The sequence below is a fragment of the Azospirillum agricola genome (assembly GCF_017876095.1).
GTDB lineage: Bacteria > Pseudomonadota > Alphaproteobacteria > Azospirillales > Azospirillaceae > Azospirillum > Azospirillum agricola.
The window spans coordinates 98,200-124,561 of record NZ_JAGINM010000006.1; the positions used below are offsets into that span (position 1 = coordinate 98,200).

Below are 26,362 nucleotides of genomic sequence, written 5' to 3' on the forward strand. Positions count from 1 at the left end.
CGAATTTCCTCGACCAGGACCAGCCCCTTTCCGCCAGGAGACGTCGATGACCGAGTTCCCGCAGAAGAGCCTTGCCGATTGGGACAAGCTGGCCGCCAAGGATCTCGGCGCCGACGGCGACCTGACCAAGCTGGTCTGGAAGACCCCGGAGGGGCTCGACGTCAAGGCGCTCTACACCGCCGCCGACCTGGAGGGGATGGAGACGGACAGCCTGCCCGGCTTCGCCCCCTTCACGCGCGGCCCGCGCGCGACGATGTACGCGGTGAAGCCCTGGACCATCCGGCAATACGCCGGCTTCTCGACCGCCGAGGAATCCAACGCCTTCTACAAGGCGAACCTCAAGGCCGGGCAGATGGGCCTGTCGGTCGCCTTCGACCTCGCCACCCACCGGGGCTACGACAGCGACCACCCGCGCGTGGTCGGCGACGTCGGCAAGGCGGGGGTCGCCATCGACAGCGTCGAGGACATGAAGATCCTGTTCCAGGACATCCCGCTCGACAAGATGTCGGTCTCGATGACCATGAACGGCGCGGTGCTGCCGATCCTCGCCGGCTACATCGTCGCCGCCGAGGAGCAGGGCGTCAGCCAGGACAAGCTGAGCGGAACCATCCAGAACGACATCCTCAAGGAGTTCATGGTCCGCAACACCTACATCTACCCGCCCGAGCCCTCGATGCGGATCATCGCCGACATCATCGAGTACACCTCGCAGCACATGCCGAAGTTCAACTCGATCTCGATCTCCGGCTACCACATGCAGGAGGCCGGGGCGACGGCGGTCCAGGAACTCGCCTTCACCATCGCCGACGGCCTGGAATACGTCCGCGCCGCCATGTCGAAGGGGCTGCCGGTCGACAAGTTCGCGCCGCGCCTGTCCTTCTTCTTCTCCATCGGCATGAACTTCTTCATGGAGATCGCCAAGCTGCGTGCCGCGCGGCTGCTGTGGTCGACCCTGATGCAGCAGAAGTTCGCTCCGAAGGACGCGCGCTCGCTGGCGCTGCGCACCCACTGCCAGACCTCGGGCGTCTCGCTGACCGAGCAGGATCCCTACAACAACGTCATCCGCACCACCATCGAGGCGATGGCGGCGGTGCTCGGCGGCACCCAGTCGCTGCACACCAACGCCTTCGACGAGGCGCTGGGCCTGCCGACCAAGACCTCGGCGCGCATCGCCCGCAACACCCAGCTCGTCATCGCCGAGGAGACCGGCGTCACCAAGGTGGTCGATCCGCTGGGCGGCTCCTACTACGTCGAGAACCTGACCCACAGCCTCGCCAAGGCGGCGCTGGAGCTGATCGAGCGGGTCGAGGAGATGGGCGGCATGACCAAGGCGGTCGAGAGCGGCATGCCCAAGCTGCTGATCGAGGAGGCCGCCGCCCGCCGCCAGGCCGCCGTCGATCGCGGCGAGGAGGTGATCGTCGGCGTCAACAAGTACCGCCCGGCCGACCCGGAGATGGTCGACGTGCTGGACATCGACAACACCGCCGTCCGTGAATCGCAGATCGCGCGCCTGAAGGCGATCCGCGCCAGCCGCGACGAGGCCAAGTGCCGGGCGGCGCTCGACGCGCTGAGCCAGGCGGCGGCCGACAAGACCGGCAACCTGCTGGCGCTGGCGGTCGAGGCGACCCGCGCCCGCGCCACGGTCGGCGAGATCTCCGACGCGCTGGAGAAGGCCTTCACCCGGCACGTCGCGGTGATCCGCTCGGTGTCGGGCGTCTACGGCTCGGCCTATGACGGGGACGAGGGCTTCAAGAAGATCCAGGACGACATCGCCGCCTTCGCCGTCGAGGAGGGCCGCCGGCCGCGCATCCTGGTGGTGAAAATGGGCCAGGACGGCCACGACCGTGGCGCCAAGGTGATCGCCACCAGCTTCGCCGACATCGGCTTCGACGTCGACATCGGGCCGCTGTTCCAGACCCCGGAGGAGGCGGCGCGCCAAGCGGTGGAGAACGACGTCCACGTCATCGGTGTGTCCTCGCAGGCCGCCGGCCACAAGACGCTGGTCCCGCAGCTGGTCGAGGAATTGCGCCGCCAGGGCGCCGGCGACATCCTGGTGGTGTGCGGCGGCGTGATCCCGCCGCAGGATTACGACTATCTCTACAAGGCGGGAGCTGCGGCGATCTACGGGCCGGGCACCAACATCCCCAAGGCGGCGTCCGAGGTCCTCGCCATCCTGCGCAAGCAGAAGGCGGCGGCTTGACGGTGACGGAGGGGAGGGGAAACCTCCTCCCTTCCGGCTGAAATCCGGCCGTCGTCTGGACAGCGGCGGGGTGCGGGCCTACACTCTGTCACTGACCAACCGGCAGGGGGCGAGGCGATGGCATTGGGGGCGGCCCGGAAGGGAAGCGACGCCGGAGCGGCGGAGGAAGCGCCGTCCGCGAAGCCGCGCCGGCTGACGGAAGCTGAAAAGCAGCGCTGGATCGAAGAGAATCGCGAAGCGTTCGCCGCCTACGACGCGCATGTCGAGAAGCATGGATTGTTTGGTGATGGCCGGCGACTCTTCTGATGCGCTTCCTCGACGTCTGCCGCAACTTGGTGCCCGGTGATCCCGATACCCTTTCCGTTCCCTATCTGCTGATCGTTCAGGGCGATCACGTCGATGTCCATCGGTCGAAGCTGGTGATTCCGCTGATGCGGCGGTCGGCAGCGCCGAAGCCGATACGCGACGTCATGCCCGTCGTCGAGGTTGCCGGCGAAGCCTTCGTTGCCATGGCACCGGAGATGGCGGCCGTTTCGGTGCGAGAAATCGGGCCGGTGGTCGGCTCCCTGTTGGACGCACGGTCGGAGATCCGCCGGGCCATCGACGTGCTGACGGGCGATCTTTGACCATCACTGCCGAAACCGACCTCTACGAACCCGTCAAAACCTTCCTCGAAGGGCAGGGCTACGACGTGAAGGGAGAGGTGCGCGGCTGTGACCTCGTCGCCACCCGCCCCGACGGGCCGCCGGTCATCGTCGAGCTGAAGAAGCGCTTCACGCTGGATCTGGTGCTCCAGGGGGTCGACCGGCTGGCGCTGACCGATCTGGTCTATCTGGCGGTGCCGCAGCCGGGACGCCGAGTCACCGGGCCGTCGCCGCTCGATGCGGACGTGAAGAAGCTGTGCCGCCGGCTCGGCCTCGGGCTGCTGACCGTCGATCCCGAACGGGCTGAGGGGCATTGCGTGACAGTGCTGCTCGATCCGGTTCCCTACACCCCGCGCAAGGACAGGAAGCGCACGGCCCGGCTGCTCGGCGAGCACGCGCGCCGCGTCGGCGACCCCAACCGGGGGGGCTCGACCCGCGTGCCGATCGTCACCGCCTACCGCCAGGATGCGCTGCGCTGCGCCCGGCTGCTCGAGGCGGGCCCGCTGACGGTGGCCGCGCTCCGGGCCGGCGGGGCGCCGAAGGACGTGGCGGCCATCCTGCAACGCAACGTCTATGGCTGGTTCGAGCGGGTGGCGCGCGGCACCTACGCCCTCACCCCCGCCGGTCTCGCCGGGGTGGAAAGCTTCGCCCACGCCGTCGCCCGGAGCTGACGAAGTCCCTTCGAGGTCACGGGCTGGAGGATCTTCCACGGCGCCCGAACCATGCTACAGTCCCCGGATCGGGCGTTCGGCGCGCGGGAGCGATTTTCTGGATTCAGCATGACAGCACGGGTGTCCGACCTCGAAACCATCAAGCGGATCAGCGCCGTACCGGCCATGCTCCAGGTCGTCACCGAGATGACCGGCCTGCGCTTCGCCGCCGTCGCGCGGGTCACGGAGACGTCGTGGACCGCCTGTGCCGTCCTCGACCGGCTCGGCTTCGGGCTGGAGGCCGGCGGCGAGCTGGATCTGGTGACGACGCTGTGCCACGAGATCCACGCCTCCCGCCAGTTGATCGTGATCGACAACGTCGACGAGGACGAAACCTACTGCCACCATCACACGCCCAGGATTTACGGGTTCAAGAGCTACATCTCGGTTCCCGTGCTGCGGACGGACGGCCGTTTCTTCGGAACCATCTGCGCCCTCGACCCGTCGCCGGCGAAGCTGTCGGAACCGAAGATCCTGGCGATGATGGCCTCCTTCGCGCGGCTGCTGGCGATCCAGCTCGAAGCGGAGGAGGACTTCCAGAAGACCGAGGCCGCCCTGCTCGACGCCCGGGAAACCGCCGAACTGCGGGAGCAGTTCATCGCCGTTCTCGGGCATGACCTGCGCAATCCCTTGTTCGCCATCACGGCCGGGGCCGGGATGCTGCTGCGCCGCCCGCTCGGCGAGCAGGACGCTGGCCGGGCCGTGAGCGTCATCGAGCACATGCTGGCCTGCGGCCGGCGGGCGCTGCGGCTGGTCGACGACGTGCTGGATTTCGCGCGCGGTCGGCTGGGCAACGGCATCCCGCTCGCGGTGCGCGAATGCCCGGATCTGGAGGCGGTCCTCCGCCACATCCTTTCCGAGTTGCAGGGCGCCCATCCGGACCGCGTCATCGAAGGCGACATCGGGCCGCTCAACGGCGTGCGTTGCGACGCCGACCGGGTCGCGCAGCTGTTGTCGAACCTCGTCGCCAACGCGGTGACGCACGGAACCGCCGAAAGCCCGGTGGTGGTGACGGCGCGGGTCGAGGACGGCGCCTTCGTGCTCTCCGTCACCAACCAGGGGCCACCCATCCCGCCGGACATCATCCCCCGCCTGTTCCAGCCCTATTGGCGGCCGGCCGAAGAGGCTCCGAAGGCCGGCCTCGGGCTTGGGCTCTACATCGTCGGCGAGATCGCCCGCTCCCATGGCGGCCGGATGAGCGTGTCCTCCGGCGCGGGCGGCACGAGCTTCACCTTCACCCTGCCGTCCAGCACACCGGGCTGATCGGGAGGTGACGGGCCGCGCGGTCGTGCCTATCATCGGCGGGGCCAACCGACGCACGCCCATCCGGGACGGGAGCCACGCCTTGTCCGACTACATCAGCCATCTGGTGGTGTTCTTCGTCGTCGTCGATCCGCCGGGGCTGGTGCCTCTCTTCATCGCGCTGACGCGCGGCTTCGACACCCGGCACAAGCGCATCATCGCCCTGCGCGGCACCGCCATCGCCTTCGCCGTGCTGGTCTTCTTCGCCTATTTCGGCAAGGTCGTGCTGGAGACGCTCTCCATCGGGATGCCGGCCTTCCGCATCGCCGGCGGGGCGCTGCTGTTCTGGATCGCCTTCGAGATGCTGTTCGGCAGGCGTTCCGAACGCAAGGAGCGCGACACCGGCGAGGCGATGACCGATGAGGACGCCCACGACGTCGCCGTCTTCCCGCTGGCGGTGCCGCTGATCGCCGGGCCGGGCGCCATCACCTCGATCCTGCTGCTGATGGACCGTGCGGGCGGCACGGTGGCGGGACAGGCGGCGGTGCTGGGCGCGGCGGCGACCGTCATCGGCGGGGTGGCGCTGATCCTGCTCGGCGCCGATCTGGTGCGGCGGGCGCTGGGGCGCACCGTCATCCACACGGTCAGCCGGGTGCTCGGCATCGTGCTCGCCGCCCTGGCGGCGCAGACCATCATTTCCGGCATCACCGGCGTCTATCCGCCCTGATGACACCGCACTGAGCCCTGCGTCGGTTCGCCGCACTGCCCGGATGGGGATGGCGGGGAACCGTCCTCCCGGTTGGGGCGTTGCCCCGGCACCGCACGCCGCGCCATTGCCCGGCGCGCTCCAGCCCTGCTGCGCCGGGAGGAAGACGGGCCATGGATCTCGATCCGCTGATGCTGTCGCGCATCCAGTTCGCCTTCACCATCTCCTTCCACATCCTGTTCCCCAGCTTCACGGTCGGGCTGGCCTGCTGGATCGCGCTGCTGGAGGGGCTGTGGGTCGGCACCGGCAAATGGATCTACCGCAGCCTGTCGGAGTTCTGGACCAAGATCTTCGCCCTGTCCTTCGGGCTGGGGGTGGTGTCGGGCATCGTCATGTCCTACCAGTTCGGCACCAACTGGAGCCGCTGGTCCGACACCGTCGGCAACGTGCTGGGCCCGCTGATCCAGTACGAGGTCGTCACCGCCTTCTTCCTGGAGGCCGCCTTCCTCGGCATCCTGCTGTTCGGGCGCGACCGGGTGCCGCGCGGCATCCATCTGATGGCCGCCTGTCTGGTGGCGCTGGGGACGGTGCTGTCCTCCTTCTGGATCCTGTCGGCCAACAGCTGGATGCACACGCCGGCCGGCTTCGAGATCCGCGACGGGCGCTATTTCGTCACCGACTGGTGGCGGGTGGTGTTCAACCCGTCCTTCCCCTACCGGCTCGCCCACATGCTGACGGCGATGTTCCTGACCACCAGCTTCGTGGTGGCCGGCATCAGCGCCTGGTACCTGCTCAAGCACAAGCACCACGAGCACGCCCGGCTCGGGCTCGGCATGGCGCTGGGGATGGTCACGCTGCTGGCGCCGCTGCAAATCGTCATCGGCGACCTGCACGGGCTCAACACGCTGGAGCACCAGCCGGCCAAGATCGCCGCCATGGAGGGCAGCTGGGAGGGCGGGCCGCGCGCGCCGCTGATCCTGTTCGCCATCCCCGACCCGGCCACCGAATCCAACCGCTGGGAGATCGGCATCGACGGGCTGTCGAGCCTGATCCTGACCCACGACCTGAACGGCTCGGTCCCCGGCCTGAAGCAGTTCCCGCCGGACGAGCGGCCCGACCCGCGCCTGATCTTCTGGACCTTCCGGCTGATGGTCGGCATCGGGCTGCTGATGCTGGCGGTCGCGGTGGTCCATCTGGTTCTGCGGCTGCGCGGGCGGCTCTACAGCGCGCCCTGGTTCCACCGGATCCTGGTCGGCTGCATGCCGGCCGGCTTCGTCGCCATCCTCGCCGGCTGGTTCACGACGGAGGTCGGGCGCCAGCCCTGGGTCGTCTACGGCCATCTGCGCACCGCCGACGCGGTGACGCCCTCGCTGACCGGCGAGGCGGCGCTGGCCTCGCTGCTGACCTTCGTGGTGGCCTACACGATCATCTACGGGGCGGGGACCTTCTACCTGATCCGCCTGCTCGGCATCGGGCCGGCCGACCGGCCGCCGCTGCCCGACCCGCTGGCGCCGTACGGGGCGCCGGAGGGCGTGCAGTGGATCAAGCGGCCGATGGCCGCCGCCGACGAGCACGGCCGGGCCGTCATCGAACCGGGGGAGTGAACCGCCATGGACGGAAGCGAGGGAAGCCTCCTGACGCTGGCCTGGGTCGGCATCGTCGGGTTCGCGGTGTTCATGTATGTGCTGATGGACGGGTTCGACCTCGGCATCGGCATCCTCTACCCCTTCGTCCCGCGCGAGGAGGACCGCGACACCATGATGAACAGCGTGGCGCCGGTGTGGGACTTCAACGAGACCTGGCTGGTGCTGGGCGGGGCAGGGCTGTTCGCCGCCTTCCCGATCGCCTACGCGGTGGTGCTGCCGGCGATGTATCTGCCGCTGCTGGTCATGCTGGTCGCGCTGATCTTCCGCGGCGTCGCCTTCGAGTTCCGCTTCAAGGCGATGGCGCAACGGCACTGGTGGAACCGTTCCTTCTTCGTCGGCTCGCTGCTGGCGACCTTCGCGCAGGGGGTGGTGCTGGGCTCCTTCCTCCAGGGCATCCCGGTCGAGGGGCGCGACTTCGCCGGGACGATGCTGCACTGGCTGACCCCCTTCAGCCTGTTCTGCGGGGTGGCGCTGGTCTTCGGCTACGCGCTGCTGGGGGCGACCTGGCTGATCTGGCGGACGGTCGGGCGGTTGCAGGACTGGTGCTTCCGGGCGTCGCGGCGGCTGATGGGGTTCGTGCTGGTGGCGGTCGCCGTGGTCAGCCTGTGGACGCCCTTCCTGCTGCCGGAGATCGCGCAGCGCTGGTTCTCGATGCCGAACCTGATCCTGCTGTCGCCGGTGCCGCTGGTCACGGCCGGGCTGGCGGTGGCGCTGTGGCGGGCGCTCGACGACGGGCGGGAGCGGGCGCCCTTCTTCCTGGCGATGGCGCTGTTCGGCCTGTCCTATCTGGGGCTGGCCATCAGCCTGTGGCCGACGCTGATTCCGCCCTCGGTGACGGTGTGGCAGGCTGCCTCGCCGCCGGAGACACAGGTCTTCCTGCTGGTCGGCATGGCCTTCCTGATCCCGTCGATCCTGGCCTACACCGCTTACTCCTACTGGGTCTTCCGCGGCAAGGTCACGGGGAGTTTCGGTTATCATTGAGCCCCGCCGCCGCCTTGCCCTAAAAAGGCCGACGGACGGAAGGGGAGGGTGCCTATGGACATCGACATCAGCTTTGCCGAGGCGATGCTGCGCCGGGGCGCCGGCCTGTTGCAGGAGACGGAAGCGGCGGAGGGCGGACGGGCGGACGCCTTGGCCGGCGGCGAGCCCTTCGCCTTCCTGGCGCGGCTGCTGGCGACCGCGGCGGCGACCGACGCGCCGCTGGTGGTGCTGAGCGAGGGCGGCCATCCCGATCTGTTCGACACGGCCGGCCGCCGGGCCGGCGAGCCGCTGGGCGCGCGGGCCGGCCGGCTCGCCGCGACGCGCCAGGCCGAGCGCGCCACCATGTACGAGTTCGACGGCACCGGCCCGCTGACCGGCAACCGGATCGTCGCCGCCCTGCTGCGGCCGGAGGACCGCGACGACCTGCTCGACGTCTATGTCGCGGTCGGCCGGCTGCGCGGCGGCGAGGCGCAACTGACGGTCGCCCCGGCCCTGCTGCGCTTCGACGCGGCCGCGCTGGGGACGACGCTCGGGCTGATCGGCGACGCGGCGCTGCGCAGCGTCAACGCGGCGACGGCGGCGCTGGCCCACGCCTCCGCCATCCTGCCGATGCCGGGCCACGAGGAGGGCGGCATGCCGGCGGCCCTGCTCGACCTCTACTGGCACGCCCTGACGCTGGCCTCGGTGCGCAGCGAGGGCGGGCTGGCCGGCCTGCCGGTGCAGGGCAACGCCTGAGCGGCGTGGATGGGCCTGTTCGGCAGGCAAGCTTCCGCATCGTCCAGGCATCGTCATGCCCGGTCAACGCCCCTCACACCGTCAGGAACACCTTGGTGGCCGGCAGGCGTTGGGCGCGCTCCGGCTCCGGCTTAGCGCCGCCGATCGCCTTGCCGGAGATGAGCACCGCCCCCGCCGCCGTCATCTGGCGGCAGGCGACGCTGCCGTCGACGTTGGACGCCCACACCTCGAAGCCGGCCTGGGAGGCCGCCTTCACCGCCTCCTGCACCGCCTGGGCCATGCGGTCGCGGCGCAGCCCGGTGTTGTGCAGCAGCGCGGCGTCGAGATGGAGAATGTTGACCCCCAGGGGTCTCAGCGCCGGCAGGCGGGGGTCGTTGACGTCCAGTTCGGTGGCGATGGTGCCGCCGATGGGGGTCAGCTTGGCGACGATGTGGCGCAACAGGCCGGTCGGCACCCGGTCGTCGATGCCGGTCAGAAGGAAGCCGATCTGTCCCCGCGTCAGCAGCCTGGCGGCGTCGTCGAGCTGGCGCTCCACCTTGTAGGCGCCGATCTCCTGGAACACCGGCAGCGCCAGCGGGACGATGACCGTGCCCGCCTTGCGTCCGATCTCCGGCGAGGCGGCGGCGGCCATCTGGTCGCGCACCGCCGTGTCGATCAGGTGGCATTGCAGGTCGCACATCATCGCGTCGGCGGCTCCGCGCAGCAGCGTGCGCTCCTCCGGCACGAAGGCGCCGTCGACACGGCGGCGGCAGCGGATGCGGGAGCCGACCACCGTCTGGCTGCGCGAATCCCACAGCGGCAGGTAATCGATGCGCATCGTCGCGGCAATGTCGGCGAAGGTTTCGCGCGGTGGCTGCCCGTCGGCCCCGTCGCGCAGCGCGCTGGCGAACAGCGTCTTCAGGGTGCGGCTCAGCTCCGGATCGCCGGCGGGGGCGTCGTCGGCGTCCCCACCCCCGCTTCCACCGGAGGCGGCGGGCGCCGCGTCGATGGCGCCGCCCGGCCGGCCGGTCAGCTGGGTCTTGCCCAGGGCGTGGGTCAGCCGGGTGCGCAGCAGCGTCATGCGGTCGGCCGCCTCGGCGCGGTCGGTGGTGGCCAGCACCATCAGGCGCGTGCCGGCGCCCAGATCCAGCATCACATCCGAATCGGTCAGCGTCTCGGCCAGCACCCGCCCGACCACCGAGGCGATCTTGGCGCGGGCGCTGGCCGGCAGGTTGGCGTGGTCGCGGTGGATGTCCTCGGGCGAGAGCAGGAAGACGCGCCCCTTCAGCGACTCGCCCGCGATGTCGGCGATGCGTTCCAGCGGGGTCGGCGGCGGCGGCTGGCCCGTCCCATCGTCGATGCCGCTCTCGCGCTTCAGCCCCTTGAACAGGCGGACGAACTGCTTCTGCTTGAGATCGACGGCCTGGCGCGAGCGGGCGAGCCGCGCCTCCACCGTGGCAATCAGGACGCGGTGGTCGACCGGCTTGGTCAGATAATCGTCGGCTCCGGTCTCGCGACCGGCGATCACGTCCTCGCGGTCGGTCAGGGCGGTCAGCAGGACGATCGGCATCTCGGCGAGGTCGGGATGCCCGGTGCGCACCGCCGCCAGCATCTGCAAGCCGGTCATCACCGGCATCGAGATGTCGGACAGCACGAGGTCGGGGGGCCCCCGCTCGATCAGCGACAGCGCGTCCCGCCCGTTCGCGGCGGTGGCGACCTCGTGCCCGGCGTGGGTCAGCACGATCTCCAGATTGTCCCTCAGGTCGATCTCGTCCTCGACCAGCAGTATCCGGGCCATGGCGCCTTGTGTCCTTCCCTGGTCGGGTTCCGGTCTAGCGTGTCGGGATGCCGCTCAACGGCAGGTGCAGGGTGAAGACGCTGCCGCGCCCGACCTCGCTGCGCACCTCGATCCGCCCGCCATGCAGACGGGTGAGCTGGCCGGCGAGGTAGAGGCCGATGCCAGTGCCGGCGATGCCGCTGGCGGTCGAGGCGCGGAAGAACTTGTCGAACAGGCGGGGGATCTCGTCCGGCGGGATGCCGACCCCCTCGTCGGACACGGCGACCAGCGCCTCGTCGCCGCTCGTCACCGCCTGGACCAGCACGCGGTCGCGGCCCGGCGAGTATTTGACGGCGTTGCTCAGCAGGTTGGCCAGGGCGAGGTCGAGCATGCGCGGGTCGGCGGTGAGCGCTCCCGGCAGCCGGCCGCTCTCCAGCTCGATCCGGTGGCCGGAGCCGGCGCTCTGCACGCGCTCGACCACGGCGCGCAGCAGCGATTCCAGATCGACCGGCTCCGGCTTGGCCACGAGCCCGCCGCCCTCCAGCCGGGAGACGCTGAGCACGCTCTCCATCAGCTCGGTCATGCGGGCGACCGAATCGCGGATCATGGCGAAGCGCTTGGCGCGCTGCGGCTCGGTGATCTGGTAGGGGCCGGCCAGGATCTCGCAGGCGCTGTCGATGATGGCGAGCGGGGTGCGGAACTCGTGGCTGACCATGGCGACGAACTCGCGCTGCTGCTTGGCGGCGGCGCGCTCGCGCTCCAGCGCGTTGCGGGTGATCTCGGCCTGCCGGACCAGCTCGCGTTCGGCCCGGTGCAGGCGGTGCTGGCGCAGGCCGGCCTCGACCGCCTCGATGACATCCTCGATCGGCGCCGGCTTGTTCAGGAAGCGGAAGACATGGCCGCGGTTGACCGCCTGCACCGCGGTGTCCTGGTCGGCGTTGCCGGTCAGCATGACGCGCACGGCGTCGCCGTGGCGCCGGGCGCATTCGGTCAGGAACTGCACGCCGTTCATGCCGGGCATCCGCATGTCGGCGATGATGACGGCGACGTCCGGCTCGCCGTCGAGCAGGGCCAGAGCCTCCTGCCCGCCGAGCGCGGTCAGCAGGGTGTAGCGCCGGCCGAGATGCCTCCGGTAGCCGGACAGTACGTTGGGGTCGTCGTCGACCAGCAGAATCTTCTCGTGTCGGTCCGGCATCCCCTGCGCCCTTCATCCTTGGGATGGGAGAAGGGTGTGCAGGTTCCATGCCGCCCGCCAAGACAGAATCGAAGGCGGCTGGGTGTCGCGCCGCAGGAAAAGCGACGTCGGCCTTCGCGAAACGCGCTGCAAATTGCCACGACCCGGATGCCGTTTCGCAAGCGGGACGATAGGGCTGGCCGAAGGGGCGGGTCGCCGCGTGCTTGACGTTTGTCAAGGCGGGTGGCGACACTCGGCCGCAGGATGGCGGCATCGAACCGGAACCAACGCCCCGGAGACCGCCCGCCATGACCGCCCCGACGACCTCATCCCCCGGCTTCGCCGCCGGTCCCGCCCGCGACCGGACGCCCGTGCTGTTCCGCTACGGCTTCCGCCCCTTCTTCCTGCTGTCCGGCATCGCCGCCTGCGGCCTGATCGCCGCGTGGGTCGCGGTGCTGATCACCGGTGCCTGGCCGGCCGGCCCGGCCGGGGCCGCCGCGTGGCACGGCCACGAGATGCTGTTCGGAACCATCGTCGCCGCCGTCGCCGGCTTCCTGCTGACCGCCGTGCCGAGCTGGACCGGGACCAAGGCATTGTCCGGCGCCCCGTTGGCCGGGCTGACCGTGCTGTGGCTGGCCGGGCGGTTCGTCGTCTTTCCGTGGTCCGGGGTGCCGCAGCCGCTGGCGGCGCTGGTCGACCTCGCCTTCCTGCCCGCCCTGGGCGTGGCGCTGGCCCGGCCGCTGCTCGCCGCCGGCAAGCTGCGCAACAGCGCCTTCCTGGTCCTGCTGGCGCTGCTGACGCTGGCCAACCTGCTGATCCATCTGGAATGGCTGGGTGTGGTCGCGGACGGAATCCAGCCCGGCGTCACGCTGGGGCTGGGCATCGTCCTGATGATGGTGACGGTGATCGGCGGACGCATCCTGCCGGCCTTCACCCGCAACGGGCTGGGCGCCCAGGGGCACAGGGTGCGCTCCTGGCCCTGGGTGGAGCGCGTGGTTCTGGCATCCACCCTGCTGCTGGTCCTGGCCGAGCCCTTCGTACCCGGCGGTGCCGCGCTCGGGCTGCTGATGCTGGCGGCGGCGCTGGCCCACGCGGTGCGGCTGGCCGGCTGGCAGGGCTGGCGGGCGTGGCGCTCGCCGATCCTGTGGGTGCTGCATCTCGGCTACCTGTGGATCCCGGCCGGGCTGACGCTGAAGGCGCTGCACCATCTGACCGACATCCCGGCCGCCGCCGGTCTGCACGCGCTGACCGCCGGCGCCTTCGCCACCCTGATCCTGGCGGTGATGAGCCGCGCCTCGCTCGGCCACACCGGGCGGCCGCTGGTGGCGTCTTCCGTGACGGTGGCCGCCTATCTGCTGCTGACCGTGGCGGCGCTGGCCCGCACCGCCTCGCCGCTGCTGCCCGTGGAATGGCTGTGGCCGGCGTTGCAGGGCGCCGGGCTGGCCTGGGTCGCCGCCTTCGCGCTCTACCTCGTGGCCTACGCGCCGGTCCTGCTCCGCCCGCGCGCCGACGGCCGGCCGGGCTGAGCACAAGGGAGTCTCCGGCGCACCGTTCCCGCCACGGATCGTCCTGCCCGGCCTTGTGCCGGGCATCCACGACCGCAAATCAGGGGCCGCACAAATCATGGCGTGAGGATGCGCGTTGATGGCCGGGCCAAGCCCGGCCATGACGGTTTCTTGGGTGCGGTTCCGCCCAGGGGCGAAGGCCGCAAAGCGTCGTCACGCGGTCCGCAGGTGACGGTCGATCGCCTCGTTCATCTCGGTCTCGCGGAAGGGCTTGGACAGCACCGGGCGGTGCTGGTGCGCGGCCGGCAGGCCGGCGGCGCCGTGGCCGGTGGTGAAGAGGAAGGGGATATTGCGGGCGCTCAGCGCGTCGGCCACCGGATCGACCCGCTCGCCGCGCAGGGTGACGTCAAGCAGGGCAGCGTCGATGCCGCCCTCGGCGATCAGCGCCAGAGCTTCCGCCACCGTGCCGGCCGGTCCGACGACGCCGACATTCTGGGTCTCCAGGGAGTCCTCAATGGCCATCGCGACGAGAGGCTCGTCCTCGACGAGCAGGATTCGCAAAGGCTTCTGTGGGGAGGATTCCATGTGGTGCTCGGCTGGTGGACAGAAGTGGAGGTCGGACGAGAGCTTTCGCGGGGGCCGGTCCCTTTGTCCACCCCGACCTTGGTCATCCTCCTTAGGGACAGCTTGCGCCCCGTCCCCCATCATCCCAGATCGTCCAGCGCCTGTTGCAGCGAGGGGTAGAGCGCCTCGACCAGCGACCCGTCGGCCCGCACCGGGACCGGCAGCGTGTCGGCTCCGACCAGCGCGCGGGAGAGCGTCAGGCCCCCGACCTCGATGTAGCCGCCGCGCTCGCCATACTGCCCGACGATCCAGTCCGGCGCCTCCGGGTCGCCGTCCAGCCCGTTGTGGTGCGACACCAGCGCGTGGCCGCCGCCATCCCCGGCGCGGCGGTACCAGGCGTGGGCCCCGTCGCCGAGGTCGAGCGGGCGGAAGCCGGCGCCGGCCATCCGCTCCCGCACCTCGGCCCGTGCGTCCTGGGGGACGCCGTGGCTCCGGCCCTCCGGCGGGTCGCCGCCTGCCTGCCCGGCCTGGTGCCGGTTGTCGTTCAAGGGATGAAACCGTTCCGCAGCGTCGCTCATGTCCGTTCGCCGACCGTGATCCATGACGAAACAACAGCGCAGCGGGCGGTTTGTGCCGGACGCGTTCGGGGGCGTGCGTTCGGGGCGGGTGTTCCGGGGGAATGGGGGCCGTCAGCCGCTTCAACCGTTTGTCCCAGCAAACTGGTTGGTGGAAATCTCTCAAAAATCACGCTTTGATTGTGTTGTCCTTCGCTATCACTCCACCGCCCTCCGTCCCTTCGTGCCGCTATTACCAGGGAACCTCCCCGTGTCCGGAAGCCTTCTCCTCTCGGCGACCCAACGCGCCATCCAGCGCCTGCGCGACCACAGCCGCCAGTGCGACAGCGTCGAGGCCCGTCGCTGCCTGATCGCGACGGAGCGCTGGCTGGTCCACATGCTGCTGCGCGAGGAGGAGCGCGAGGCGGGCATCCCCGGAGCCAGCCTTCCCTGAACCGTGTTCCCTGAACCGGCGTTCCCGAAACGGCAACGGCCCCTTCCCGGTGGGAAGAGGCCGTCGCGTCGTCCGGCCCCTTGTTCGTCCGGTCAGCCGAGGGAAGCGATCTCCCCGGCGCGCTTGGAGTTTGCGGCGGCGTGGTGGTCCTTGGCGAGGACCGTGTAGACCGCCGGCAGGACGAACAGCGTGAACAGCGTGCCGATCAGCATGCCGGCGACGATCACCAGACCGATGGATAAGCGGCTGGCCGCACCGGCGCCGCCGTCGTCAACAGGATGGGGCGCAGGCGCACGCGGGCGGCGCCCTCACACCCGCTCGAAGATCGCGGCGATGCCTTGGCCGCCGCCGATGCACATGGTCACCAGCCCGTAGCGGCCGCCGGTGCGGTGCAGTTCGTGGATGGCCTTCACCGTGATGATGGCGCCGGTCGCCCCGACCGGGTGGCCGAGCGAGATGCCGGAGCCGTTCGGGTTGACCTTGGCCGGGTCGAAGTCCAGCTCGCGGATCACCGCGCAGGCCTGCGCGGCGAAGGCCTCGTTGGATTCGATGACGTCGAGGTCGGCGACCGACAGGCCGGTGCGCTCCAGCACCTTGCGGGTCGCCGGGATCGGGCCGATGCCCATGTAGTCCGGCTCGACGCCGGCGTGGGCGTAGCCGACCAGACGGGCCAGCGGCTTCAGCCCGAGCGCCGCCGCGCGGGCGCCCGACGCCAGCACCACGGCGGCGGCGCCGTCGTTCAGGCCCGACGCGTTGCCGGCCGTCACCGATCCGTCCTTCTTGAAGACCGGCTTCATCGCCGCCAGCGCCTCGGGCGTCACGCCGGCGCGGACATGCTCGTCGGTGTCGAAGACCACCGTGCCCTTGCGGGACGCGATCTCGACCGGGACGATCTGCTCCTTGAAGCGGCCCTCGGCGATGGCCTGGGCGGCGCGGCGCTGGCTTTCCGCCGCCAGCGCGTCCTGCGCGGCGCGGTCGATGCCGTAGCGCGCCGCGACGTTCTCGGCGGTGACGCCCATGTGAATCTTCTTCCACGGGTCGTGCAGGATGCCGTTCATGTAGTCGACCAGCCCGCCGTCGCCCAGCCGCGTGCCCCAGCGCGCGGTCGGCACGATGTAGGGGCCGCGGCTCATCGATTCCGCCCCGGCGCCGATGGCGATGTCGCAGTCGCCGAGCGCGATGGCCTGCGCCGCCGAGACGATCGCCTGGAGGCCCGATCCGCACAGCCGGTTGACGTTGAAGGCCGGGGTCTCCAGCGGAATGCCGGCGTCGATGGCGGCCACACGGCTGAGATAGGCGTCGTTGGTGTCGGTCGGGATGACGTTGCCCATCACCAGATGGCCGATGGCGTCGGGGGCGGCGCCGGACCGCTCCAGCGCCGCCTTGACCGCGACGGTGGCGAGCTTGGTCAGGGGCACGTCCTTCAGGCTGCCGCCGAAGCCGCCGATAGCGGTGCGGGCGGCGCCGACGATGACGATGTCGTTCTGCATGATGGTCCTGCTTCTCCGGTTGGTTCTTTCAAGCCCTTACGCCATGGCCCGTGTCGCTCAGCGGCCGCGGAACACCGGCTTGCGCTTGGCCAGGAAGGCGGCGATGCCCTCGCGGAAATCCTCGCTGGCGGCGGTGGCGCGGAAGGTCTCCCCCTCGTCGTCGAGCTGGCGGTCCAGCGTGCTGGTCCAGGACTGGCGCATCAGCCGGCGGATGCCGGCGTAGGAGACGGTCGGGCCGGCGGCCAGACGGGCGGCCAGCTTGGCGGTCTCCTCCGCCAGCGACGCGGCCGGCACCACCTTGTTGACGAGGCCGAGCCGCAGCGCCTCGGCGGCGTCGACGCTGTCGGACAGCATGGCCAGTTCCATCGCCCGGCGCAAGCCGACCAGACGCGGCAGATGATAGGTGCCGGAGCCGTCCGGCGTGGCGCCGATGCGGGCGTAGGCGAGGTTGAAGGCGGCGTCGTCGGCGGCGATGCAGAGGTCGGCGGCGCAGGCGACGCTCATCCCCGCCCCGGCGACCGGCCCATGCACCGAGGCCAGCACCGGCAGCTTCAGCCCGTCGAGGATCCGCAGGGCGGCGTGCAGGGAATCGATGATCGCGCCGGCGACCTCCGGGGCCCTGGCCGGATCGGCGTTGAAGCGGGCGAGGTCGCCGCCGGCCATGAAGCCGCGCCCGTTGCCGGCGACGACCAGCACGCGGGCCTCGGAATCCTCCGCCACCGCCCGGCAGGCGTCGAGGAAGGCGGCGGCCATCTCCTCGTCCAGCGCGTTCAGCACGGCCGGGCGGTTCAGGCGGATCCAGGACACGGCGCCCTCGCGGGACAGGAGCACCGGCGCTGCGGCTTCGGTCATCACGGACTCTCCAGGCAAGGGGGCATCCGGATGGCTCCTACCTTCCGGAACGTAGGTTACTTGAAAGTAGCCTATGGCGATCCGCGATTGTCGTCAATGGGTGGGACGAACAGTCCGGGTGGCGACATCAGGCCATGGTCACAGAGTGGCGATTGGAGATTTTGACACGGATGAACACGGATGCCGGCTGCGCCGGCCCACGGATGGACACGGACCAAGAGGACGACACATCCGTGTTCATCCGTGGATATCCGTGTTCATCCGTGTCTAAAACAGGCCAAGTCCCGTTCACTCCAGCGCCAGCACCGGGCGGAAGGCGATCTCCAGGCTGGTCTCGTGGAGGCCGAGCTTGGCCGGGTTGCCGGGGGTCAGGTTGGTGGCGCGGATCAGGCGGCGGCGGATGCGGCCGTCCACCACATCCACGTCGAGGACGTTGACGCAGCCGTAATCCTGCTCGAAGGCGCACAGCCCGCCCAGGCCCGCGCCGCAGGCCCAGGACAGCAGCATGCGGTTCACCCCATCATGGGCGAACAGGGCCAGAGTCGTCCAGCCCGGCTCCAGCAGCAGACGCTCGAAACCGGCGACGACCCGCCCGTAGACCGCCGCGAAATTGTCGCCACCGGCGAATCCGGCATCCTCCAGCGCGGCGTTCTCGAAGCCGTAGACATAGGCGGCCTCCCGATTCTCGCGGGGGACGCCGGTCAGCCGGCCGGCGCGGATTTCCAGGAAGGACGCATCCTCCTCCACCGTCAGGCCGCGCCCCTCGACCGCCAGTTCGGCGGTCTGGCGGGTGCGCGGCAGGCCGGAGCAGACCACGCGGTCGAGCGGCACCGCCGCCAGCAGGGCACCGGCCGCCCGCGCCTCCTCCCGGCCGCGCTCGGTCAGCGGCGCCAGCTTCGGGTTCAGCGGCCGGCCCTCGGCGTCGTAATAGGCGACGTGGCCGTGCCGCATGAAATAGACACGCCGACGGGCGGCGGTGCCGGCGAGCGGCGGAAACAGGGACGGGGGAGCGGCGCTCATCGCCCGGCCGCCAGCAGCTTGGGGTTGGACACCGCCAGCCGCGCCCGCGTCAGGTCGAACAGCACGCGGCGCAGCGCCGCCTGCGGCCCGGCGGCGTCGAAGCGCCCGTCGGCGATGGCGGCGCACAGGCGGGGAACCAGCACCGCCAGGGGCACCGACAAAGCGCCCTCCTCGCCGATCAGCCCGCCGACGGCGGCGGCCAGCGCCGGTTCGGCCTTATCGCCGGCGGCAAGCTCGCGCTCCGCCGTCGCCAGCGCGTTGGCGATCATCAGGGCGGTGAAGCGCTGCTCGGCCGGGACCAGCGGCAGGATTGAATCCCGGAAGCTGCTGAGCGCGATGGCGACGAGGTCGCGGGCGTCGGGTTCGTCGTTGATCATGGCTTTCCCACTCCCGTCCAGTCGGCGGCGATGGAGTCCAGGTGCCGTAGCAGATCCAGCTCGATCTCCGGCAGCATGCGGCCGGTCAGCGCCAGCTCCAGCGACGGCTCGGTGCCGGAGCTGTGGCGCATCCCCTGCTGGAGCGCCACGGTGGCCCAGCGCAGGTAGGCGGCCGTTTCCCAATAAGCGACGGCGCGCTCGTCGACCCGGCGTTCGGCGGTCTCCTCGTAGCCGGCGTAGAGGTCGGCGCGGTCTGCGATGCCGCCGGCCTCGCGGTCGTAGCGGCCGAAGCGCCAGCAGGCGGCGCAGAACCAGGCCAGATCCTCCATCGGATCCGACCAGCCGGCGAACTCCCAGTCGATGATGGCGGTGAGCCGGCCATCCTCGACCATGTAGTTGCCGGTGCGGTAGTCGCGGTGGCACAGCACCAGCTCGCCCGGTTCCGGCGCGTTGACGGTCAGCCAGCGCAGCCCGAGGGCCAGCACCGGGTCCGTTTCGGCGAAACGGCCCATCCAGCGCCGGTAGTCGGCGACGCATTGCAGCGCCGGGCTCGGGGCGGGCAGGGGCAGGAACTCCAGCCCCGGCGCGCCCGGCCTTACCCGATGGATGCGGCCGAGCTGGCGGCCAAGCTCGCGCGCCAGCTCCCGCTGCGGCTCGGCGGTCTTGACCACGCGGAAACCGGCGGCGACGCCGCGCGCGCGGGTCATGATGTAGAAGGGCGCGCCGAGCAGGGCCGGGTCGGCGCCGACGAACAGCGGCTCCGGTACCGTCGCCCCGGTGGCGAAGGCGAGCTTGAGCACCGCCGCCTCCTCCGCCTTGTCGAGGCTGGCCGAGACGCCCGACGCCGAGCCGGTGCGCAGCACGCAGGCGTGGCGCCCGGTCAGCGGGCCCCCGTCGATCTCCAGCGTCACCGCGAGGTTGAGGGAGATCGCACCGCCGCTCAGCCGGCCCTCGTCGGTGACGGAGACCCGCCGCGCCCCGGCCTGCGCCGCCAGCCAGGGCTCCAGCGCGGCCTTGCGGGCGTCGTCGAGGAAGGGGGCGCCGCTCACGACCAGCTCCAGAAATCGTCGCCCTCGGCCAGATAGCTGCGGCTCAGCACCATCTTGTGGACCTCGGAGGCGCCGTCGACCAGCCGGGCCTGACGGGCGTAGCGGTAGATCCATTCCAGCACGGTGTCGCGGGAATAGCCGCGCGCGCCGCAGAGCTGGATCGCCGTGTCGGCCGCCTTGTGCAGCGTGTCGGCGACCTGCACCTTGGCCATCGACACCTCCTTGCGGGCGAAGCTGCCGCTGTCCAGCGCGGCGGCGGCCTTCATGGTCAGCAGCCGGCCGATCTCGATCTGCATCGCCGCCTCGCCCAGCATCCACTGCACGCCCTCATGCTCGGCCAGCGGGATGCCGAAGCTCTCGCGCTCCTTCACATAAGATCCCGCGATCTCCAGGCAGCGCTTGGCCAGCCCGGTCCAGCGCATGCAGTGGGTCAGGCGCGCCGGGCCGAGGCGAATCTGCGTCGCCTTCAGCCCGTCGCCGACCTTCATCAGCACGTTCTCGTCGGGGATCTCCAGCCCGTCGAAGGTCAGCTCGCAATGGCCGCCATGCTCCTCCGGCCCCATGATCGGGATGCGGCGGTCGATGCGCCAGCCCGGCTGGTCCTTGTCGAACAGGAAGGCGGTCAGCCCCTTGCGCGGGTCGTCGGAGGTGCGGGCGATCAGGATGAAGTGCCGCGCCCCGTCGGCCCCGGTGGTGAACCATTTGCGGCCGTTGATCACCCAGCGGTCGCCCTTGCGCTCCGCCGTCGTCTTCATCATCGACGGGTCGGAGCCGCCGCCGGGGTGCGGCTCGGTCATCACGAAGGAGCTGCGGACCTTGCCCGCGACGAGCGGCGCCAGCCAGCGCTCCTTTTGCGCCGGGGTGCCGACCATGCTGAGGAGGCGCATGTTGCCGTCGTCGGGCGCCGAGCCGTTGAAGCAGACCGGCCCGAAGATGGAGCGGTTCATCTCCTCGTAGCAGGCGGCGACGCCGATCATCGGCAGCCCCTGGCCGCCGACCTCCCTGGGCAGTTGCAGCGTCCACAGCCCGGCGGCCTTGGCCTTGGCGCGCAGCGCCTCCAGCGGCGCCTCGGCGATGTTCTCGTGCTCGTCCCAGTTGGCGCGGTCGGCCTCGACGGGCAGGATCTCCTCCTCGACGAAGGCGCGGACGCGGCGGCGGTAGTCCTCGATGGCGGGCGGCAGCGTGAAGTCCATGATGAGCCTGTCCTTCTAGAGCGAGGAGACCAGATGGCCGCCGTCGGCGGCGATCACCGATCCGGTCATGTAGGAGCCGGCGTCCGACGCCAGCAGCAGCAGCGGCCCGTCCAGCTCCTCCAGCCGGCCGAGGCGGCGCTGCGGAATGCGCTTGATCAGCGTCTGCCCGGCGGGGGAGGCGAAGAAGTCGGCGTTCATCTCGGTTTCGAGATAGCCGGGGCACAGCGCGTTGACCCGGATGCCGTGGCGCGCCAGCTCCAGCGCCATCGCCTTGGTCAGATGCACCACCCCGGCCTTGGAGGCGATGTAGGAGGAGAGCTGTCCGGCGACGCGGAGGCCGAGGATCGAGGCGATGTTGACGATCGACCCACCGGTGCCCTTGTCGCGCATCCGCCGCCCGACCTCGCGCGCCACCCGCGCGCAGCCGGTCAGGTTGGTGTCGAGGACGCGGTCCCACTCCTCCTCCTCCATGTCGAGGAAGGGGCGGCTGGCGGTGATGCCGGCGTTGTTGATGAGGATGTCGATGCCGCCGAGCGCGTCCGACGCCTCGGCCACCGCGCGGCGCACCGACTCCGGGTCGGTGACGTCCATCGCGACGGCGGCGGCGCTGCCGCCGGCCGCCTCGATGGCGGCGCGGGTGTCCGCCAGCGCGTCGGCGCGTCGGGCGGCGATGGCCACGCGGGCGCCGGCCCGCGCCAGCACGCCGGCGAAATGGCGGCCGAGGCCGCTGGACGCCCCGGTGACGAGCGCGGTGCGCCCGGTGAGATCGAAGCTGACGCCCATGCGTCGTCCTCCCTTGGCGGAATCCTGGGGGAAACGGTGCCGCTTGGCGCGGCTTGAAACGATGACAGCCAAAAGCAACGATGGCCAAAAAACGAGCGAGCGCTCGTTTTATACAGCGCTTGCCCTTCGCCGGCAACCTGTTTCATGGTAAGGGCGGAGGCGCCGGGATGACTCTGGCGCGTACGGGTGGGAAGCGGATGGACAGCTTGCGGGAGTTTCAGGCGCGGTTCGACCTGTCGATGGAGGCGCTGTGCGCCCGCATCCTCGACCGCCACGCCGCCACCATCCGCGTGAAGAAGCCGGCGGTCGCCGTCGCCAATCTGGCCCGCATCGTCGAGACCACCCTGACGCTGGCCAACCGCAAGGGCTTCCATTCGATGAGCCTGCGCGAGCTGGCCGAGCAGTCGGGGCTGAGCATGGGCGCGCTCTACGCCTATTTCGACGGCAAGGACACGCTGCTGATGATGATCCTGGGCCAGGTCGTCGGCGCGGTCGAGGAGGTGCTGGGCCATCCGCCCGAGGATCTCGCCGGCGATCCGGTCGGGCGGCTGCGCTGGCTGCTGGCGGCGCACCTCTACCTGACCGAGACGATGCACCCCTGGTTCGTCTTCGCCTACATGGAGGCCAAGGCCTTCTCCAAGGAGGGCCGCGACCTCGCGGTGGCCAACGAACTGGCGACCGAGCGGCTGTTCGCCGGGGCGCTCGAGGACGGGGTGCGCGGCGGGCTGTTCGCGGTGTCCGACGTGGAGATGACGGCCGGGCTGATCAAGCCCCTGTTGCAGGACTGGTACGTCAAGCGGGCCAAGCACCGGAAGCGCGGGGTTACGCCGGAGCGCTACGTCGAGGCGGTGATCGGCTTCGTCGAATCCGCCATCGGCCTGGGGCGGACGGTGGAAAAACCGACGGTTGGGACGGGGGAGAACGCCTCCGCCGCCTGACCGGGCCGGACGCCGGACGGTCTTCCCCCCGCTGCCATTGCGCTTGCGGCGAAAACCGGCCAGCTTGCGGGCCTGCGCCGGGCCTCGGCCTGGGGGAAACGGGAAAGGAGTCCGGGTGAGCGTGCTGTCGTCCCTGCGCCGTCATTTCGATCCCGGCTCCTACGGGCGGGGCGAGCGTTACCAGCGCGAGGGCCGCGTCAGGACCCTGCACGCGCACCAGGGGCCGGGCGGCGGGGTGCGTCTGGCCGCGACGGTGCGGGGGTCGCAGCGCATGCCTTACGCCCAGGTCATCCTGCTGCGCCAGCGTGGCGACGCGGTGACGGCGATCGAGGGCGAATGCGACTGCCCGGTCGGCTTCAACTGCAAGCACGTCGCCGCCGCGGTCATCGACTGGGCGCTGCGCGAATCGCGCCCGGCGGAGGCGCCACGGCCGCCCCCACCCTCCGGGCCGCAGCCTTCCGCCGCGCTGACCAGCCTGCTGTCGCGGCTGGACGAGGCGGCGGCGGCCGACGCCAGGGACAGCTACCCCGACACGGTGCGCAAGCGCCTGATCTACGCGCTGCGGCTCGACGACGGGCCGAACGGCGCCGAGGCGGTGCTGCGCGTCCTGTCGGTCTCGCTGCGCAAGGACGGCGGCTTCGGGGCGGACGACAGGCCCTACCGCCACGAACCGGGCCGCAACGCGGCGCCGGGGAAATTCGTCACGCCCTCCGACCGGGCCATCCTGTCGATGATGGCGCAGAGCCGGCTGGCCGGCGCGCGGCAGGGCGACGGCTGGGTGCTGCGCGGGGACTGGGCGGCCGGGCTGGTCGAGCGGATGCTGAAGACCGGACGGCTCTACTGGGACGATTTCCGCGCCAACCCGCCGCTGCGGCCCGGCCCCGCGCGCGCCGGGCGCGGGGTCTGGCGGGCCGACGCGCTCGGCCGCCAGCGCTTCGTCCTCGCGCTCGACAGCCCGGCGGCGCTGCCGCTGCCGACGGCGCCGCCGCTCTACATCGACCGCGAGCGCTGGGAATGCGGCACCGTCGAGGCCGACGTCCCGCCCAACATCGCCGCCGCCCTGCTCGGCGCCCCGCCGCTGCCGCCCGCCGACGTCGCCGCCTTCCGCAGGGAGGCCGGGCGTTTCGCCCACCTGTTGCCGGCGCTGCCCGAGCCGCCGGCGCGGACGGAGACTCGGCGGGTCGTGCCGCGCCCGGTCCTGCGGCTGCAACTCGCCGCCACGCCCTACGGCGCCCACCGCTTCGTCGGCCACGGGTTCGAATCGGCGATGGCGCCGACCGTTCCGGCCGCGTCCCTCGCCTTCGACTACGCCGGCCGGCGCGTCGCCCACAACGCCGCCCCGGCGCCGCTCCAGTGGATGGAGGACGGCGCGCTGGTCACGGCGGAGCGGCTGTGGCCGGAGGAGGAAAGGGTTGCCGCCCGGCTCGACGCCGCCGGGCTGATCCTCAACGAGACGCCGCTGGCGGTCGGGCGCGGGCGGCTGGCGCGGCGGGAGCTGTTCGTCTTTCCCGGCTCCGCCGGCGGCTTCGACGAATCCCTGGACTGGCTGCATTTCTGCCATGGGGAGCTGCCGGCGCTGCGGGCCGAGGGCTGGGCGGTCGAGGTCGATCCCGACTTCCCCTTCCAACTGCTGGACACGCCGCAGGGCTGGACCTTCGAGATCGGCGACGGCTCGGGCCTCGACTGGTTCGGCCTGTCGCTGGGCATCGAGGTCGGCGGCGAGCGGATCGACCTGCTGCCGGTCCTGCGCTCCGTGATCGCCGTGCTGGACAGCGTCGATCCGGCCGACCTGATGACCGACGAGGAATTCCTCGACGCCCACGACGCCCCGGAGAGGGACGGGGAGGGCGCCACACCGCCGCGCGGGGGCATCATCGACCGGGCGCTCGACGCGCTGGCCCCCGAGGGCGTCCTCTTCGCGCCGGTCGGCGAGGGACGCTTCCTGCCGCTGGACGTCGAGCGGCTGCGGCCGATCGTCGGCGTGCTGATGGAGCTGTTCGGCCTCCAGCCGGACGGGGCGGGGGAGGGGGAACTGCGCATCGGCCGCGCCCATCTCGGCGACCTCGCGGCGCTGGAGGCGGCGGCCGAAGCCGCCGGCATCCCGCTTCTCGGCGCCGACGACGTCCGCCGCATGGCGCGGACGCTGCGCGCGGCCGGCGGGGTGCCCGCCGTGCCGGCCCCGGCCGGGCTAGGCGCCACCCTGCGCCCCTACCAGCAGGCGGGGCTGGACTGGCTGCAATTCCTGGCGGCGCACGGCTTCGGCGGCATCCTGGCCGACGACATGGGGCTGGGCAAGACGGTGCAGGCGCTGGCCCATCTGCTGGCCGAGAAGGAGGCCGGGCGGCTCGACCGCCCCTGCCTGCTGGTGGCGCCGACCAGCGTGCTCGGCAACTGGCGGCGCGAGGCCGAGCGCTTCGCCCCCGGCCTGCGGACCTTGGTGCTGCATGGGCCGCAGCGCAAGGCGGCGCACGGCGCGCTGGGCGATTTCGATCTGGTCGTCACCTCCTACGCGCTGCTGCCGCGCGACCGCGCGGTGCTGGAGGCGCAGCCCTGGCACCTCGCCCTCTTCGACGAGGCGCAATACCTGAAGAACCCCACCTCGCAGGCGACCAAGGCGGCCGTCGCGCTGGAGGCCCGGCAGCGTCTGTGCCTGACCGGCACGCCGGTGGAGAACAGCCTGGACGAGCTGTGGTCGCTGTTCTCGGTCGCCGTGCCGTCGCTGTTCGGCGACCGCGCCGGCTTCCGCCGCCAGTTCCGCACCCCGATCGAGAAGCACGCCGACGCCGACCGCCAGCGCGTGCTGGCCCGTCGCGTCCGCCTCTTCCTGCTGCGCCGCACCAAGGACGAGGTGGCGGGCGAGCTGCCGGCGAAGACCGAGATCCAGGAGACGGTCGATCCCCAGCCCGGCCAGCGCGACCTGTACGAGACGATCCGTCTGGCGATGGACGCGCGGGTGCGCGAGGAGATCGCCCGCAAGGGGCTGGCCCGCAGCCGCATCACCATCCTCGACGCGCTGCTGAAGCTGCGGCAGGTCTGCTGCGACCCGCGTCTGGTGAAGCTGGAGAGCGCCCGCAAGCGGGTGGCGAAGGGAGCGGCCTCGGCCAAGCTGGAACGGCTGCTGGAGCTGCTGCCCGAACTGCTGGCGGACGGGCGCCGCATCCTGCTGTTCTCGCAGTTCACCTCGATGCTCGACCTGATCGAGCCGGAGCTGGACAGGCTCGGCATTCCCTTCGTCCGGCTGAGCGGCGACACGCGGGACCGCGAGACGCCGGTCGGCCGGTTCCAGTCCGGGCGGGTGCCGCTGTTCCTGATCAGCCTGAAGGCCGGCGGCACCGGCCTGAACCTGACGGCGGCCGACACGGTGATCCATTACGATCCCTGGTGGAACCCGGCGGTCGAGGACCAGGCGACCGACCGCGCCCACCGCATCGGCCAGGACAAGCCGGTGTTCGTCTACAAGCTGGTGACCGCCGGAACGGTGGAGGAACGCATGGTCGAGCTTCAAGAGCGCAAGCGTCGCCTGGGCGAGGCCGTCTACGACCGAGCGGCCACCGAAGCCGACCTGCTGACCGCCGACGACCTGGATGCGCTGCTGGCACCCATCGGGGAGTAGGGAGCCGGCTTCGGGCGGTTCGGGGGGATCCAAAAAACTCATAATAAAGCTTATGGAAAATATAACCCATCCTCGTGGAAACGGTCGTCTTGGGAAAAGGATGCCGGAACCTGCCGCTGGGGTGGGTTGCAACCGCGGCGGCTTGACCGTTCGGGCCGCCGGTGGTCGATTGCGTG

The 26,362-nt window shown here is 71.0% G+C and carries 25 protein-coding genes; 13 read left to right on the plus strand and 12 right to left on the minus strand.

Annotated features, from left to right (window positions below):
• Positions 1–46: 46 nt before the first annotated feature.
• The 9 genes from scpA (at position 47) to J2847_RS10695 (ending at position 8,864) form a co-directional block, all read left to right on the plus strand.
• On the plus strand, positions 47–2,200 hold the full coding sequence (gene scpA, locus J2847_RS10655) for a methylmalonyl-CoA mutase (RefSeq protein ID WP_209778970.1): 2,154 nt from the start codon (positions 47–49) through the stop codon (positions 2,198–2,200).
• Positions 2,201–2,317: 117 nt separating this feature from the next.
• Positions 2,318–2,506 (plus strand): type II toxin-antitoxin system CcdA family antitoxin, encoded by a 189-nt coding sequence (locus J2847_RS10660; RefSeq protein WP_209778971.1) that lies wholly within the window; start codon positions 2,318–2,320, stop codon positions 2,504–2,506.
• On the plus strand, positions 2,506–2,826 hold the full coding sequence (locus J2847_RS10665) for a CcdB family protein (protein WP_209778972.1): 321 nt from the start codon (positions 2,506–2,508) through the stop codon (positions 2,824–2,826). The genes J2847_RS10660 and J2847_RS10665 overlap by 1 nt, the downstream gene beginning before the upstream one ends.
• A complete protein-coding gene (locus J2847_RS10670) occupies positions 2,823–3,515 on the plus strand; it encodes a DUF2161 domain-containing phosphodiesterase (protein ID WP_209778973.1) in 693 nt (230 codons plus the stop codon). The genes J2847_RS10665 and J2847_RS10670 overlap by 4 nt, the downstream gene beginning before the upstream one ends.
• 108 nt (positions 3,516–3,623) lie before the next feature.
• The gene (locus tag J2847_RS10675) at positions 3,624–4,817 is read left to right on the plus strand and encodes a GAF domain-containing sensor histidine kinase (RefSeq protein WP_209778974.1); all 1,194 of its coding nucleotides are present in this window, start codon (positions 3,624–3,626) and stop codon (positions 4,815–4,817) included.
• Positions 4,818–4,899: 82 nt separating this feature from the next.
• Positions 4,900–5,523 carry a MarC family protein gene (locus J2847_RS10680; protein ID WP_211114696.1) on the plus strand — a complete coding sequence of 208 codons (624 nt, stop codon included), beginning with the start codon at positions 4,900–4,902 and terminating at the stop codon, positions 5,521–5,523.
• A 152-nt stretch (positions 5,524–5,675) separates the two neighbouring features.
• Positions 5,676–7,106 (plus strand): cytochrome ubiquinol oxidase subunit I, encoded by a 1,431-nt coding sequence (locus J2847_RS10685; RefSeq protein WP_209778975.1) that lies wholly within the window; start codon positions 5,676–5,678, stop codon positions 7,104–7,106.
• Positions 7,107–7,112: 6 nt separating this feature from the next.
• On the plus strand, positions 7,113–8,129 hold the full coding sequence (gene cydB, locus J2847_RS10690) for a cytochrome d ubiquinol oxidase subunit II (protein ID WP_209778976.1): 1,017 nt from the start codon (positions 7,113–7,115) through the stop codon (positions 8,127–8,129).
• A gap of 54 nt (positions 8,130–8,183) precedes the next feature.
• The gene (locus J2847_RS10695; protein WP_209778977.1) at positions 8,184–8,864 is read left to right on the plus strand and encodes a hypothetical protein; all 681 of its coding nucleotides are present in this window, start codon (positions 8,184–8,186) and stop codon (positions 8,862–8,864) included.
• A 73-nt stretch (positions 8,865–8,937) separates the two neighbouring features.
• Here the strand turns inward: J2847_RS10695 and J2847_RS10700 are convergent, their stop codons facing one another.
• Both J2847_RS10700 and J2847_RS10705 read right to left on the minus strand, forming a co-directional pair.
• Complete coding sequence (locus J2847_RS10700) at positions 8,938–10,641, minus strand: response regulator transcription factor (protein ID WP_209778978.1); 1,704 nt, start codon at positions 10,639–10,641, stop codon at positions 8,938–8,940.
• A 34-nt stretch (positions 10,642–10,675) separates the two neighbouring features.
• The gene (locus tag J2847_RS10705) at positions 10,676–11,815 is read right to left on the minus strand and encodes a hybrid sensor histidine kinase/response regulator (protein ID WP_209778979.1); all 1,140 of its coding nucleotides are present in this window, start codon (positions 11,813–11,815) and stop codon (positions 10,676–10,678) included.
• A 287-nt stretch (positions 11,816–12,102) separates the two neighbouring features.
• Between J2847_RS10705 and J2847_RS10710 the strand changes: the two genes are divergently transcribed.
• On the plus strand, positions 12,103–13,320 hold the full coding sequence (locus J2847_RS10710) for an NnrS family protein (protein WP_209778980.1): 1,218 nt from the start codon (positions 12,103–12,105) through the stop codon (positions 13,318–13,320).
• A gap of 192 nt (positions 13,321–13,512) precedes the next feature.
• Here the strand turns inward: J2847_RS10710 and J2847_RS10715 are convergent, their stop codons facing one another.
• Both J2847_RS10715 and J2847_RS10720 read right to left on the minus strand, forming a co-directional pair.
• Positions 13,513–13,884 carry a response regulator gene (locus J2847_RS10715; protein WP_209778981.1) on the minus strand — a complete coding sequence of 124 codons (372 nt, stop codon included), beginning with the start codon at positions 13,882–13,884 and terminating at the stop codon, positions 13,513–13,515.
• Positions 13,885–14,003: 119 nt separating this feature from the next.
• Positions 14,004–14,441, minus strand: a complete 438-nt coding sequence (locus J2847_RS10720) for a hypothetical protein (protein WP_085557975.1) — start codon at positions 14,439–14,441, stop codon at positions 14,004–14,006.
• Between the two features lie 247 nt (positions 14,442–14,688).
• Between J2847_RS10720 and J2847_RS10725 the strand changes: the two genes are divergently transcribed.
• On the plus strand, positions 14,689–14,871 hold the full coding sequence (locus tag J2847_RS10725; RefSeq protein WP_209778982.1) for a hypothetical protein: 183 nt from the start codon (positions 14,689–14,691) through the stop codon (positions 14,869–14,871).
• 92 nt (positions 14,872–14,963) lie between these two features.
• On the opposite strand, the gene J2847_RS34910 is transcribed toward J2847_RS10725, so the two are convergent.
• The 8 genes from J2847_RS34910 to J2847_RS10760 all read right to left on the minus strand — a co-directional run bounded on the left by J2847_RS34910 (position 14,964) and on the right by J2847_RS10760 (position 21,635).
• The gene (locus J2847_RS34910) at positions 14,964–15,098 is read right to left on the minus strand and encodes a hypothetical protein (protein WP_267912514.1); all 135 of its coding nucleotides are present in this window, start codon (positions 15,096–15,098) and stop codon (positions 14,964–14,966) included.
• A gap of 81 nt (positions 15,099–15,179) precedes the next feature.
• On the minus strand, positions 15,180–16,361 hold the full coding sequence (locus tag J2847_RS10730) for an acetyl-CoA C-acyltransferase family protein (protein ID WP_209778983.1): 1,182 nt from the start codon (positions 16,359–16,361) through the stop codon (positions 15,180–15,182).
• 57 nt (positions 16,362–16,418) lie between these two features.
• Positions 16,419–17,213 carry an enoyl-CoA hydratase/isomerase family protein gene (locus J2847_RS10735; protein ID WP_209778984.1) on the minus strand — a complete coding sequence of 265 codons (795 nt, stop codon included), beginning with the start codon at positions 17,211–17,213 and terminating at the stop codon, positions 16,419–16,421.
• 288 nt (positions 17,214–17,501) lie between these two features.
• Positions 17,502–18,233: a histidine phosphatase family protein gene (locus J2847_RS10740; protein WP_209778985.1), complete on the minus strand. Its 732-nt coding sequence runs from the start codon at positions 18,231–18,233 to the stop codon at positions 17,502–17,504.
• Positions 18,230–18,610: a DUF6285 domain-containing protein gene (locus J2847_RS10745; protein ID WP_209778986.1), complete on the minus strand. Its 381-nt coding sequence runs from the start codon at positions 18,608–18,610 to the stop codon at positions 18,230–18,232. The genes J2847_RS10740 and J2847_RS10745 overlap by 4 nt, the downstream gene beginning before the upstream one ends.
• Entirely contained in the window at positions 18,607–19,659 is a 1,053-nt protein-coding gene (locus J2847_RS10750; protein WP_325169367.1) for a phosphotransferase family protein, read from the minus strand. Before J2847_RS10750 ends, J2847_RS10745 begins: the two co-directional genes overlap by 4 nt.
• On the minus strand, positions 19,656–20,852 hold the full coding sequence (locus tag J2847_RS10755) for an acyl-CoA dehydrogenase family protein (RefSeq protein ID WP_209778988.1): 1,197 nt from the start codon (positions 20,850–20,852) through the stop codon (positions 19,656–19,658). Before J2847_RS10755 ends, J2847_RS10750 begins: the two co-directional genes overlap by 4 nt.
• 15 nt (positions 20,853–20,867) lie before the next feature.
• A complete protein-coding gene (locus J2847_RS10760; protein WP_209778989.1) occupies positions 20,868–21,635 on the minus strand; it encodes an SDR family NAD(P)-dependent oxidoreductase in 768 nt (255 codons plus the stop codon).
• Between the two features lie 167 nt (positions 21,636–21,802).
• Between J2847_RS10760 and J2847_RS10765 the strand changes: the two genes are divergently transcribed.
• Both J2847_RS10765 and J2847_RS10770 read left to right on the plus strand, forming a co-directional pair.
• Positions 21,803–22,573, plus strand: coding sequence for a TetR/AcrR family transcriptional regulator (locus tag J2847_RS10765; RefSeq protein WP_233474435.1), 771 nt, complete (start codon positions 21,803–21,805; stop codon positions 22,571–22,573).
• A 115-nt stretch (positions 22,574–22,688) separates the two neighbouring features.
• Positions 22,689–26,186: a DEAD/DEAH box helicase gene (locus J2847_RS10770; RefSeq protein ID WP_209778990.1), complete on the plus strand. Its 3,498-nt coding sequence runs from the start codon at positions 22,689–22,691 to the stop codon at positions 26,184–26,186.
• The last annotated feature ends 176 nt before the right edge of the window (positions 26,187–26,362 follow it).